General features: G+C 68.8%; 10 protein-coding genes. 6 read left to right on the top strand and 4 right to left on the bottom strand.

What is annotated here, in order from left to right; genetic code table 11:
* Positions 1–2: 2 nt before the first annotated feature.
* Both sucD and sucC read right to left on the bottom strand, forming a co-directional pair.
* Positions 3–899 carry a succinate--CoA ligase subunit alpha gene (gene sucD / locus ACWDGI_RS30520; RefSeq protein WP_450764457.1) on the bottom strand — a complete coding sequence of 299 codons (897 nt, stop codon included), beginning with the start codon at positions 897–899 and terminating at the stop codon, positions 3–5.
* Between the two features lie 14 nt (positions 900–913).
* Positions 914–2,044, bottom strand: coding sequence for an ADP-forming succinate--CoA ligase subunit beta (gene sucC, locus ACWDGI_RS30515; protein WP_450764455.1), 1,131 nt, complete (start codon positions 2,042–2,044; stop codon positions 914–916).
* A gap of 187 nt (positions 2,045–2,231) precedes the next feature.
* Between sucC and ACWDGI_RS30510 the strand changes: the two genes are divergently transcribed.
* The 5 genes from ACWDGI_RS30510 (at position 2,232) to ACWDGI_RS30490 (ending at position 10,239) form a co-directional block, all read left to right on the top strand.
* Positions 2,232–3,929 (top strand): thiamine pyrophosphate-binding protein, encoded by a 1,698-nt coding sequence (locus ACWDGI_RS30510; RefSeq protein WP_450764453.1) that lies wholly within the window; start codon positions 2,232–2,234, stop codon positions 3,927–3,929.
* Between the two features lie 11 nt (positions 3,930–3,940).
* The gene (gene frc / locus ACWDGI_RS30505) at positions 3,941–5,173 is read left to right on the top strand and encodes a formyl-CoA transferase (protein ID WP_450764451.1); all 1,233 of its coding nucleotides are present in this window, start codon (positions 3,941–3,943) and stop codon (positions 5,171–5,173) included.
* Between the two features lie 4 nt (positions 5,174–5,177).
* Entirely contained in the window at positions 5,178–7,322 is a 2,145-nt protein-coding gene (locus ACWDGI_RS30500) for an acetate--CoA ligase family protein (protein WP_450764833.1), read from the top strand.
* A gap of 123 nt (positions 7,323–7,445) precedes the next feature.
* Positions 7,446–8,834, top strand: a complete 1,389-nt coding sequence (locus tag ACWDGI_RS30495) for an OFA family MFS transporter (protein WP_450764449.1) — start codon at positions 7,446–7,448, stop codon at positions 8,832–8,834.
* A 1-nt stretch (position 8,835) separates the two neighbouring features.
* Entirely contained in the window at positions 8,836–10,239 is a 1,404-nt protein-coding gene (locus tag ACWDGI_RS30490) for an OFA family MFS transporter (RefSeq protein WP_450764447.1), read from the top strand.
* A gap of 205 nt (positions 10,240–10,444) precedes the next feature.
* On the opposite strand, the gene ACWDGI_RS30485 is transcribed toward ACWDGI_RS30490, so the two are convergent.
* A complete protein-coding gene (locus ACWDGI_RS30485; RefSeq protein WP_450764445.1) occupies positions 10,445–10,765 on the bottom strand; it encodes a transposase in 321 nt (106 codons plus the stop codon).
* 511 nt (positions 10,766–11,276) lie between these two features.
* Between ACWDGI_RS30485 and ACWDGI_RS30480 the strand changes: the two genes are divergently transcribed.
* On the top strand, positions 11,277–11,474 hold the full coding sequence (locus ACWDGI_RS30480) for a hypothetical protein (RefSeq protein WP_450764443.1): 198 nt from the start codon (positions 11,277–11,279) through the stop codon (positions 11,472–11,474).
* 46 nt (positions 11,475–11,520) lie between these two features.
* Here the strand turns inward: ACWDGI_RS30480 and ACWDGI_RS30475 are convergent, their stop codons facing one another.
* The gene (locus ACWDGI_RS30475) at positions 11,521–12,240 is read right to left on the bottom strand and encodes a TRADD-N-associated membrane domain-containing protein (protein ID WP_450764441.1); all 720 of its coding nucleotides are present in this window, start codon (positions 12,238–12,240) and stop codon (positions 11,521–11,523) included.
* Positions 12,241–12,263 lie beyond the last annotated feature (23 nt).

Raw genomic sequence — 12,263 nt, 5'->3', positions numbered from 1 at the left:
GCTCAGCTCCCTTCCGGCTGCCGCGCGTCCAGCAGGTCCAGGACCAGCCGCGCGGTGGCGGTCGGTGTGCTCCCCACCCGCACCCCGACCGCCTCCAGCGCCTCCTGCTTGGCCCGCGCGGTGCCGGCCGAACCGGAGACGATGGCGCCCGCGTGACCCATGGTGCGGCCCTCGGGCGCGGTGAACCCGGCGATGTAGCCGACGACCGGCTTGGTGACGTGGTCGCGGATGTAGGCGGCGGCCTGTTCCTCCGCGTCGCCTCCGATCTCCCCTATGAGGACGACGAGTTCGGTGTCGGGATCCTCCTGGAAGGCGGCCAGGCAGTCGATGTGGCTCGTGCCGACGACCGGGTCTCCTCCGATGCCCACGCAGGTGGAGAAGCCGATGTCGCGCAGTTCGTACATGAGTTGGTAGGTCAGGGTGCCCGACTTGGAGACGAGTCCGATCCGGCCCGGCTTGGTGATGTCGGCGGGGATGATGCCCGCGTTGGACTGGCCGGGGGTGATCAGTCCGGGGCAGTTGGGGCCGATGATCCGGGTGCCCTTGCCGCGGGCGTACGCGGTGAAGGCGACGGAGTCGTGGACCGGGATGCCCTCGGTGATCACCACCGCGAGGCCGATACCGGCGTCGGCGGCCTCCAGCACCGCCGCCTTGGCGAAGGCGGGTGGCACGAAGACGACCGTGACGTCGGCGCCGGTCGCGGCCATGCCCTCGGCGACCGTGCCGTAGACCGGGACCGCACGCTCGTCGAAGTCGACGCTCTGGCCCGCCTTGCGCGGGTTGACGCCGCCGACGACGTCCGTCCCGGCGGCGAGCATCCGCCGGGTGTGCTTCATGCCCTCGCCGCCGGTCATGCCCTGGACGAGGACCTTGCTCTCCTTGGTGAGGTAGATCGCCATGTCGTCCCGTCTCCTCAGGTTGTGGTGGCGAGTTGGGCCGCGCGGCGGGCGGCGCCGTCCATGGTGGTGGCCTGTTCGACCAGGGGGTGCGCGCGGCCGTCGAGGATCGCCCGGCCGCGGGCCGCGTTGTTGCCGTCGAGCCGGACCACCAGTGGCTTGGTCAGCCGGACGGTCTCCAGGGCCTGCACGATGCCGTCGGCGACCGCGTCGCACGCCGTGATTCCGCCGAAGACGTTGACGAAGACCGACTTCACGGCCGGGTCGGAGAGGATCACCGACAGTCCGTCGGCCATGATCTGGGCGGAGGCTCCGCCGCCGATGTCCAGGAAGTTGGCGGGCCTCGCGCCACAGCCGGCCACCACGTCCAGGGTGGACATCACCAGGCCGGCGCCGTTGCCGATGATGCCGACAGCGCCGTCCAGCTTGACGTAGTTGAGGCCGCGGGCGGCGGCCACCGCCTCCAGCGGGTCCCGGTGCCCGCCCTCCTCCTCGCCCCAACGGGCCTGCCGGAAGCGGGCGTTGTCGTCCAGGGTGACCTTGCCGTCGAGCGCCAGGATCCGGCCCTCCGTGGTCCGCACGAGCGGGTTCACCTCGACGAGCAGGGCGTCCTCGCGGACGAGCACCTGCCAGAGCCGCACCAGGACGTCGACCGTCTGCGGCGGCAGTCCGGCGGCGCCGGCGATCTCCTGGGCCTTGGCGGAGGTGACGCCGACCGCGGGGTCGACGGGGATGCGGGCCACCGCCTCGGGGCGGGTCGCGGCCACCTCCTCGATCTCCATACCGCCCTCGGCGGAGGCGATCGCCAGGAAGCCGCCGGCCGCCCGGTCGAGGACGTACGAGACGTAGAACTCGCTCTCGATCTCGACCGGTTGGGCCAGCATCACCTTGCCGACCGTGTGCCCCTTGATGTCCATGCCCAGGATCTGGCGGGCCGTCAGTTCCGCGGCGGCCGGGTCGGCGGCGAGCCTGACGCCGCCCGCCTTGCCCCGGCCACCGGTCTTGACCTGCGCCTTCACTACGACCCGGCCGCCGAGCCTGCGGGCGATCTCCCGGGCCTCCTTGGGCGAGTCGGTGACCTCGGCCCTCGGCACCACGATGCCGTGTTCCTCGAAGAGTTCCCTTGCCTGGTGTTCGTACAGGTCCATTCCGGCTCCTGTCTGCGAAGTCATCCAGAAGTCATCGCGAGGCCGAACTCCGATGACTGAAAAGTGCCGCACGCCCCCTGGACACCACCCACCGGATGCGGGATAACAAGCTTCATACAGTATTCGTCGACTGTATGCAATGTACGAAGACGGCATCCAACCCCCTACGAAGGGACAGGACTTCGCCATGCCCGACGACACCCAGGACGTGATTTCCGGTGGTCATCTCGTTGCCAAGGCGCTGAAGGCCGAGGGGGTCGACCGCATCTACACCCTCTGCGGCGGCCACATCATCGACATCTACGACGGCTGCGTAGACGAGGGCATAGAAGTCGTCGACGTCCGCCACGAGCAGGTGGCCGCGCACGCCGCCGACGGCTACGCACGCATCACCGGCAGGCCGGGCTGCGCGGTCGTCACCGCGGGGCCGGGGACGACCGACGCCGTCACCGGGGTCGCCAACGCCTTCCGCGCGGAGTCCCCGATGCTGCTGATCGGCGGCCAGGGGGCGCTCACCCAGCACAAGATGGGGTCCCTGCAGGACCTGCCGCACGTCGACATGATGGCGCCGATCACCAAGTTCGCGGCGACCGTCCCGGACACCGCCCGCGCCGCCGACATGGTCTCGATGGCGTTCCGCGAGTGCTACCACGGCGCCCCCGGCCCCTCCTTCCTGGAGATACCGCGCGACGTCCTGGACGCCAAGGTCCCGGCGGAGAAGGCGCGCGTCCCCCGGTCCGGCGCCTACCGGGCCTCCACCCGCTCGGCCGGCGACCCCGAGGCGATCGAGAAGCTCGCCGACCTCCTCGTGCACGCGGAGAAACCGGCCATCCTGCTGGGCAGCCAGGTCTGGACGACCCGGGGCACCGAGGCCGCCATCGAGCTGGTCAGGACCCTCAACATCCCGGCGTACATGAACGGCGCCGGACGCGGCACCCTGCCGCCCGGCGACCCGCACCACTTCCAGCTCTCCCGCCGGTACGCGTTCTCCAACGCCGACGTCATCGTGATCGTCGGCACGCCCTTCGACTTCCGGATGGGCTACGGCAAGCGCCTCTCCCCCGCCGCCACCGTCGTCCAGATCGACCTCGACTACCGCACGGTCGGCAAGAACCGGGACATCGACCTCGGGATCGTCGGCGACGCGGGGCTGGTCCTGAAGTCCGTGACCGAGGCCGCCTCGGGGCACGCTTTCAATGGATACAGCAACGGTGGTGCCTCCCGGCGCAAGGAGTGGCTCGACGAGCTGCGGGCCGCCGAACAGACCGCGATCGAGAAGCGGTTGCCGCAGCTGCGGTCGGACGCCTCGCCCATCCACCCGTACCGCCTGGTCAGCGAGATCAACGACTTCCTCACCGAGGACTCGATCTACATCGGCGACGGCGGCGACATCGTCACCTTCTCCGGGCAGGTCGTGCAGCCCAAGTCACCTGGGCACTGGATGGACCCGGGCCCGCTCGGCACCCTCGGCGTCGGCGTCCCCTTCGTGCTCGCCGCCAAGCAGGCGCGGCCCGACAAGGAGGTCGTCGCCCTCTTCGGCGACGGCGCGTTCTCCCTCACCGGCTGGGACTTCGAGACCCTGGTCCGCTACGACCTGCCCTTCGTCGGGATCGTCGGCAACAACTCCTCGATGAACCAGATCCGTTACGGCCAGGCCGCCAAGTACGGCAAGGAGCGCGAGCGGATCGGCAACACCCTCGGGGACGTCCACTACGACAGGTTCGCCCAGATGCTGGGCGGTTACGGCGAGGAGGTCCGCGACCCCGCCGACATCGGCCCCGCCCTGCGCCGGGCCCGGGAGTCCGGCAAGCCGTCGCTGATCAACGTCTGGGTCGACCCGGACGCGTACGCCCCCGGAACCATGAACCAGACCATGTACAAGTGAGGTGAACGCCGATGACCACCAAGGCACTCGAAGGCATCCGCGTCCTCGACATGACGCACGTCCAGTCGGGGCCGTCCGCCACCCAGCTGCTCGCCTGGCTCGGCGCGGACGTCGTCAAGCTGGAGGCGCCGACCGGTGACATCACGCGCAAGCAGCTGCGTGACCTCCCGGACGTCGACTCCCTCTACTTCACGATGCTCAACTGCAACAAGCGGAGCATCACCCTCAACACCAAGACCGAGCGCGGCAAGGAACTCCTCACCGAGCTGATCCGCCGCTCGGACGTGATGGTGGAGAACTTCGGGCCGGGCGCGGTCGACCGGATGGGGTTCACCTGGGACCGCATCAAGGAGATCAACCCCCGGATCGTGTACGCGTCCATCAAGGGGTTCGGGGAGGGCCCGTACACCGACTTCAAGGCGTACGAGGTCGTCGCCCAGGCGATGGGCGGCTCGATGGCGACCACCGGCTTCGAGGACGGGCCGCCGCTGGCGACGGGCGCGCAGATCGGTGACTCGGGCACCGGGGTGCATACAGTAGCCGGGATACTGGCGGCGCTCTTCCAGCGGGAGCGGACCGGACGCGGCCAGCGGGTCAACGTCGCCATGCAGCACGCCGTGCTCAACCTCTGCCGGGTCAAGCTGCGCGACCAGCAGCGGCTGATGCACGGACCGCTCGCCGAGTACCCCAACGAGGACTTCGGCGACCAGGTGCCCCGCTCCGGCAACGCCTCCGGCGGCGGTCAGCCCGGTTGGGCGGTGCAGTGCGCGCCGGGCGGTCCGAACGACTACGTGTACGTCATCGTGCAGCCCGTCGGCTGGCAGCCGATCACCCGGCTGATCGGCCGGCCGGAGCTGGCGGAGGACCCGGAGTGGGCGACCCCGGAGGCCCGCCTGCCCAAGCTCAACAAGATGTTCCAGCTGATCGAGGAGTGGTCCTCGACGCTCCCCAAGTGGGAGGTGCTGGAGAGGCTCAACGCCCACAACATCCCGTGCGGGCCGATCCTCTCCACCAAGGAGATCATCGAGGACGAGTCGCTGGTCGCCAACGAGATGGTGGTCACCGTCCCACACCCCGAGCGCGGTGAGTTCGTCACCGTCGGCAGTCCGCTCAAGCTCTCCGACTCCCCTGTGGACGTGACCGGTTCGCCGCTGCTCGGCGAGCACAACGCAGAGGTCTACATCGGCGAACTCGGTCTCAGCGACGAAGAGTTGCGCCTGCTCAAGTCGAACGGAGTGATCTGACGTGATGGCAGAGGACCGGGAGCTGCGGGTCCGTCACCTCCTCGACTCCGTACGCGCGGAGGGCCGTGACGCGCTCACGGCGCCTGAGGGCAAGGTGATCGCCGACGCGTACGGGATCACCGTACCGGGCGAGGAGCTGGCGAGGGACGTCGACGAGGCGGTGGCGCACGCGGCACGCTTCGGCGGACCGGTCGTCATGAAGATCGTCTCGCCGGACATCCTGCACAAGACCGATGCCGGCGGGGTGATCGTCGGGGTCGAGGGCGCGGCGGACGTGCGCGCGGCCTTCCACCGGATCGTCGAGAACGCCAAGGCCTACGCCGCCGAGGCGAGGATCGAGGGCGTCCAGGTCCAGGAACTGCTGCCGAAGGGCACGGAGGTGATCGTCGGCGCGGTCACCGACCCCACCTTCGGGAAGGTCGTCGCCTTCGGGCTCGGCGGGGTGCTGGTCGAGGTCCTGAAGGACGTCACCTTCCGGCTGGCGCCCGTCTCCGCCGACGAGGCGCTCTCCATGCTCGACTCCATCCAGGCCGCCGAGGTGCTGCGCGGGGTGCGCGGGCAGGCCGGTGTGGACCGGTGGGCGGTCGCCGAGCAGATCCGGCGCGTCTCCCAACTGGTCGCGGACTTCCCGGAGATCGCCGAGGTGGACCTCAACCCGGTGATCGCCACTCCGGAGGGCGCGGTCGCCGCCGACATCAGGATCATCCTCGCCGGGAAGCAGCCGCCGCCACGCCGGAAGTACGCGCGCGAGGAGATCCTCACCTCGATGCGCCGGCTGATGCAGCCCCGCTCGGTCGCCGTGATCGGCGCCTCCAACGAGCCGGGCAAGATCGGCAACTCGGTGATGCGCAACCTGGTCGACGGCGGCTTCGCCGGGGAGATCCATCCGGTGAACCCCAAGGCCGATGACATTCTGGGCCGCAAGGCGTACAAGAGTGTCACGGACGTTCCCGGAGAGGTGGACGTGGCAGTCTTCGCCATTCCCGCCAGGTTCGTGGCAGCGGCGCTGGAGGAGGTGGGCCGCAAGAGGATCCCCAACGCCGTCCTGATCCCCTCCGGTTTCGCGGAGACCGGCGAACACGAACTCCAGGAGGAGATCGTCGCGATCGGCGAACGGTACGGCGTCCGTCTCCTCGGCCCGAACATCTACGGCTACTACTCCACCTGGCAGGACCTGTGCGCCACGTTCTGCACCCCGTACGACGTGAAGGGCGGCGTGGCGCTGACCTCGCAGTCGGGCGGGATCGGCATGGCCATCCTCGGCTTCGCCCGCACCACCAAGACGGGTGTGTCGGCGATCGTGGGCCTCGGCAACAAGTCGGACCTGGACGAGGACGACCTGCTGACCTGGTTCGGCGAGGACCCGCACACCGAGTGCATCGCGATGCACCTGGAGGACCTCAAGGACGGCCGCGCCTTCGTCGAGGCGGCGCGAAACACCGTACCGAAGAAGCCCGTCGTGGTCCTCAAGGCGGGCCGTACGGCGGCCGGTGCCAAGGCGGCCGGTTCGCACACGGGCGCGCTCGCGGGCGACGACGCGGTGTACGACGACATCCTCCGGCAGGCCGGGGTGATCCGGGCGCCGGGCCTGAACGACATGCTGGAGTACGCGCGCGGCCTGCCGGTGCTGCCTGCCCCGCAGGGCGACAACGTCGTGATCATCACCGGCGCGGGCGGCAGCGGGGTGCTGCTGTCCGACGCCATCACCGACAACGGCCTGTCCCTCATGGAGATACCGCCGGACCTGGACGAGGCGTTCCGCCGCTTCATCCCGCCGTTCGGAGCCGCGGGCAACCCGGTGGACATCACGGGCGGCGAGCCGCCGTCGACGTACGAGGCGACGATCCGGCTCGGCCTCGAGGACCCGCGCATCCACGCCCTGGTCCTCGGCTACTGGCACACCATCGTCACCCCGCCGATGGTGTTCGCGGAGCTGACCGCGCGGGTGGTCGCGGAGTTCCGGGAGCGGGGCATCGAGAAGCCGGTCGTCGCCTCGCTCGCGGGGGACGTCGAGGTCGAGGAGGCCTGCCAGTACCTGTACGAGCGGGGGGTCGTGGCGTACCCGTACACGACCGAACGGCCGGTGGCCGTGCTCGGCGCCAAGTACCGCTGGGCGCGGGCGGCCGGACTGCTGGGGGGCGGCTCATGACCTAGCCGAGGAGGGGGCCGGCCGGCGGTGCGCTGCGGCCGGCCCCGGGACCCGTGCGCGCACGAAAGGCATTGGACAGGGGGCGCTGGCCAGAGCTTTCGACGCAAGGGGTGCTGAACGAACATGTCATCCATCGATCTAACGGCGTCCGTCCCCTTCAGGGAGGTGACGGACCGCAACGGCCGCACATACCGGATCGGCGAGACCGACGTCGATCTGATGGGCCGCGCACGCAAGTGGATGGTCATCCTGCCCTGGGTGGGCATGATGGGCATCAGTTCCGCCGAGTACGCGTTCACGTCGGCGGAGGACACGCTGCACGAGGCACATCTGTGGAGCAGCGGGCACATCTTCTGGCTGATGGGCGTCTGGGTGTTCTTCCAGGCGGCCGTGGCCTTCCCGGCCGGGCAACTGCGGGAGAGCGGACGGCTCCCCGCGCGTACGGCCATGCTGATCGGTGCGGTCGGCACGCTGCTGGGCTATGTGGCGCTGGCGTTCGCGCCGAACGTGGTCGTCGCCTATCTCGGCTTCGGCATGTGCAGCGGTGTCGGCGCCGGTCTCGTCTACGCGACCTGCGTGAACATGGTCGGCAAGTGGTATCCGGAGCGCAAGGGCGGCAAGACGGGCTTCGTGAACGGCGGTTTCGCCTACGGGTCCGTGCCGTTCGTGTTCCTCTTCACCTCCGTCCTCGACCTGAGCAACTACAAGGTCCTGCTCACCACGGTCGGCGTCGGACTGTGTCTGGTGGTGGCGTCGGCCGGCTGGTTCTTCAAGGACCCGCCGAAGAACTGGTGGCCGCCGCATGTCGAACCCCTGAAGGCCACTCAGGATCTCCGGATCAGGCGGGCGTTGGAGAAGAACCCGCCCGCCGTCAAGCAGTACACCCCGAAGGAGGCGGCCCGTACGCCCGTCCTGTGGATGATGTGGTTCTGCCTGCTGTGCACGGCCGGGATCAACATCTTCGGCATCGCCTTCCAGGTGCCGTTCGGCAAGGACATGGGGTTCGCGGGTGGGATCGTGGCCACGGCCATGTCCCTGAAGGCGATCGTCAACGGCACCGGCCGCGGGGTCATCGGCTGGATCTCCGACCGGTACGGCCGCCGCAACACGCTCATCATCGTGTGCATCGTGCTCGGCAGCGCGCAGTTCGGTGTGCTGGTCTCCGGCCAGATGGGCAGCATGCCGTTCTTCCTGTTCTGCTCCATGGTCTCCGGGTTCGGCGGCGGTGCGATCTTCCCGCTCTTCGCGGCCATGACGGCGGACTACTTCGGTGAGAACAACAACGCCACCAACTACGGGATGGTCTACAGCTCCAAGCTGATCTCCGGCCTGGTGGGCTCCGGTCTGGGCGCGGTCGTCGTGGGCGAGTGGGACTACCACGGCGCGTTCGTGCTCGCGGGCTCCGTCGGCCTGGCCTCCGCAGTGCTGGCCCTCTTCCTCAAGGCACCGGGCAGGCCAAGCGCCCGGCGCATCGTCCCCAACCCGCATCCGCTCGGCGAGGAGATGGCGTGACATGACGGCAGACCCTGTAGCCACGAACAGCACCGGTGCCGAACGGCGTCCGTACCGAGAGGTGACGGACGCCCGCGGCCGGGTGTACCGGATCGGGGAGACCGACCGGGACATCCTCGGCCACTCCCGCAACCTCATGGTGTACCTCCCGTGGGTGGCCATGATGGCCATCAGCGTCTTCGAGTACGCGTACGGCTCCGCGGAGGACACCCTGTCCCACGCGCACGGCTGGACGCAGTCCAACACCTTCTGGATCCTGAGCATCTGGGTGTTCTTCCAGGCCGGCATCGCCTTCCCGGCGGGCTGGCTGCGTGAGAAGGGCGTCCTCACGGCCCGCCGGGCGATGTACACCGGCTCCGTGATGTGCCTGATCGGCTTCCTGGCCCTCTCCCACATCAGCGAGATATGGCTGGCGATCATCGGCTTCGGCGTGATCGGCGGCCTCGGCTCCGGCCTGGTCTACGCGACCTGCATCAACATGGTCGGCAAGTGGTTCCCCGAACGCCGGGGCGCCCGCACGGGGTTCGTGAACGGCGGCTTCGCCTACGGCTCACTCCCCTTCATCTTCATCTTCAACTACGCCTTCGACACGGCCAACTACCACCGCGTCCTGGACCTCATCGGCGCCTACGTGATGGTCGTGGTCCTGGTCACCGCGTTCTTCTTCAAGGACCCGCCGAAGAACTGGTGGCCGGCCGACATCGACCCGCTCTCCCAGACGGGCGACGCCAAGAGCGCCACGGCGCTCGTCAAGAACCCGCCCGCGGTACGGCAGTTCACGCCGAAGGAGGCGATCCGCACCGGCATGCTCCCGCTGATGTGGATCTCCATCGTGATGACGGCCGGCGTCTCGATCTTCGGTATCTCCTTCCAGGTGGACTTCGCCAAGGACGTCGGCTTCGGCCCGCTGGTCGCGGCCTCCTCGATGGGCGTGATGGCGGTCATCAACGGCATCGGCCGCGGCGTGGTCGGCTGGCTCTCCGACCGCCTGGGCCGCAAGCCGACGCTGGTCTTCGTCATCGTCGTGCTGGGCCTGGCCCAGTTCGGCGTGATCTGGGCCGGAGACGTGAAGAGCGAGTGGCTGTTCCTGTTCTTCGCCTTCCTCTCCGGCTTCGGCGGCGGCGCCTTCTACCCCCTGTTCGCCGCCCTCACCCCGGACTACTTCGGCGAGAACTACAACGCCACCAACTACGGCCTGGTCTACAGCGGCAAGCTCGTCAGCGGCCTGTTCGGCGGCGGCCTCGGCTCCATGGTCGTCGGCGCCTGGGGCTACAACGGCGCGTACGCCCTGGCCGGCGGCATCTCGATGCTGGCGGCGGGGGTGGCACTCCTGCTCCGGCAGCCGGGCCGCGGCCCGGGCGCTAGCGCGAAGGTGGGGGCGATACAGCCACAGACGGCGACCTGACGCTCTCTGCCGAGCCTCAGGTCGAGGTAGTCCCGGTACTGAGTCCCGGACCCGTGTTCGGGACTCAGCCGCTCCCAGAACAGGGGCGTTCTCCTCCGCCTTCCCGAACAACACCGTGCCCGGCCAGGAGGGCGACTGACCTCAACGGACAGCCTGGAGTATCGGAGCCCGGCCCACCAACGAGGCCCGGCAGAGACGACGCTTGTCATAGGCCCAGGCACACCCATTTCCAGGGGTACCTCTTCTTCCTGGGAAAGGATGCGGGCTCCACCCGTCCCTCAATGCGCAGCGCGGGCGCGAGGTTGGGGACCCACACGGGCTGGCCGGAGTTCGGCAGGGCGGCCATGACCTGGTCCCAGACCCCGCAGGTGCGCCACGTCCTATACCGGAAGTAGAGGCCCTTCCGGGGGCCGAACCGCTCCGGGGGCTGCTCCCAGAGGCAACCTGTGCGGGCCCTATAGAACATCGCGTCGAGCATCGTGCGACCTGGCCGGCACCCGCAGTTGGCGGGCTCCGACGCCTTCACAACCGGCTCGGCCAGCGCCCACGCCTCGCCACTCAGCTCGTCCGGGACCAGCCGCTCGCCCAGGAGCTGACCGCCGTCGCACGCGGGGCACCCAGCCAGCGGTGGGCTCGCCCCGGTCTTCCGTCGGTCTCCGGTGGCCTCTCCGGGCCGGGCGGTGCGGCGGGCCGCACCCGGCAGACCGAGCCCGGGAGACACTGTCCCGGGAACCACACTTCCTGGCCAGCAACTCACTTCACACCGGGTACTGTTGAGTTGAGACCCCTACCGACACGCTCCCCGGGACCCGACGCCTCCCGGGCAGGGGCAACGGGCCAACGTTGGCCTCGGCGACCACGCGTGCGATTGCGACCCTCTGACCCTAAAGGGAGCACTGCCCGAGAGAGCCCTGGCTAGGCACCGAGAGCCAAGATGCGTCGGCATGGCCTCAGCAAGACCTCACGTACATCACGTGGTGGTCGGGCTGAGGGCTGCGTGCCGAAGGTCCGAACCACCGGAAAGGTAACCCGGACCGTTGAACCTCTCTCTCGGCGTCAAGGTGCTCGTGGTCGTCGTCTGCGCCCTGTTCTCCGTCATCGTCGCCATGGTGGCCGCGTGGCTGAGTCACGCCCCCGGCACTTCTGCCAGTCAAGCCGTTCTGTACGGCGGGGGCTCCTTCGGGGGCTGCCTGCTGCTGTGTCTGGCAGTGCTGAAGGCCCTCAAGGTGTTGTGAACGTGCGGAAGCCCCGAGGTGCAGCCGGCGCCCCGGGGCTTCGCCGTCAGCGGTCGGTCTCGCCCGGCTCGATCTCTTTAGGCGGCTCACCTGCGAGCAAGCTGTTGAACATCGTGTCGGCATTCGGGTGGATGTTCAGCGCCTTCAAAGCCGCCGCCGAGTTCAGACGGTCCTTAACGCCCTTGTCCTGCACGCGGTCGATGAGCGTTGTAGCCACCTCGATCTGGTGGTCCACATCAATCTTGTCCTCGTTGCGCTTGACCGCCTCGGTGAGGTCGGCCATCGCGCGCTTCGCGTGCCGGTGCAGCGCACCGCCACCCAGGCTGGCGGCCAGCCCCGAAGCCCCCGTTACGTAGCCGTGCGGGCTGCCCGTGTTCGCAAACGCCATGACGACACCGGCAACCATCGCCACGACACCGACCGCCACGGCGAACACACTGATGAAGATCATCCACTGGGCATGCATCATCTTGAGCTTCAGAACGTCGAAGTGAAACTTCTGACGCAGTTCGGCGAGACTCGGGCTTCCGTCGACAGGGTCCGCAGAATGGGCAAGGTGGCCCCCCTGCGAGATGAAGACGTTATTGACCTCGCCTGCCGTCTGCACGACCTGCTGTTCTCTTTGTGCAGCGGCGGCGTGTTGCCCGATCCGGTCCAGCGAGTACTGTGCGACCTGTTCCGGTGAAACCGAAGAGTTCTGTCGAAAAGCCCACTTGGCCATTCTGATGGCCTGCGCGACGGGGTCCGGGTCGTACGGTCTCTCCATGGGGTCGTCCCCGTCGTCTGTAG

The organism is Streptomyces sp. NPDC001220, assembly GCF_053597895.1.
Note: the sequence above shows the minus strand (reverse complement) of the source record. Positions and strands in the feature narration are given on the sequence as shown.

What these genes read in the sequence shown, in the direction of transcription:
- sucD (WP_450764457.1), bottom strand. Translation starts at nt 899, where the DNA reads ATGGCGATCTACCTCACCAAGGAGAGCAAGGTCCTCGTCCAGGGCATG.
- sucC (WP_450764455.1), bottom strand. Translation starts at nt 2,044, where the DNA reads ATGGACCTGTACGAACACCAGGCAAGGGAACTCTTCGAGGAACACGGC.
- ACWDGI_RS30510 (WP_450764453.1), top strand. Translation starts at nt 2,232, where the DNA reads ATGCCCGACGACACCCAGGACGTGATTTCCGGTGGTCATCTCGTTGCC.
- frc (WP_450764451.1), top strand. Translation starts at nt 3,941, where the DNA reads ATGACCACCAAGGCACTCGAAGGCATCCGCGTCCTCGACATGACGCAC.
- ACWDGI_RS30500 (WP_450764833.1), top strand. Translation starts at nt 5,178, where the DNA reads ATGGCAGAGGACCGGGAGCTGCGGGTCCGTCACCTCCTCGACTCCGTA.
- ACWDGI_RS30495 (WP_450764449.1), top strand. Translation starts at nt 7,446, where the DNA reads ATGTCATCCATCGATCTAACGGCGTCCGTCCCCTTCAGGGAGGTGACG.
- ACWDGI_RS30490 (WP_450764447.1), top strand. Translation starts at nt 8,836, where the DNA reads ATGACGGCAGACCCTGTAGCCACGAACAGCACCGGTGCCGAACGGCGT.
- ACWDGI_RS30475 (WP_450764441.1), bottom strand. Translation starts at nt 12,240, where the DNA reads ATGGAGAGACCGTACGACCCGGACCCCGTCGCGCAGGCCATCAGAATG.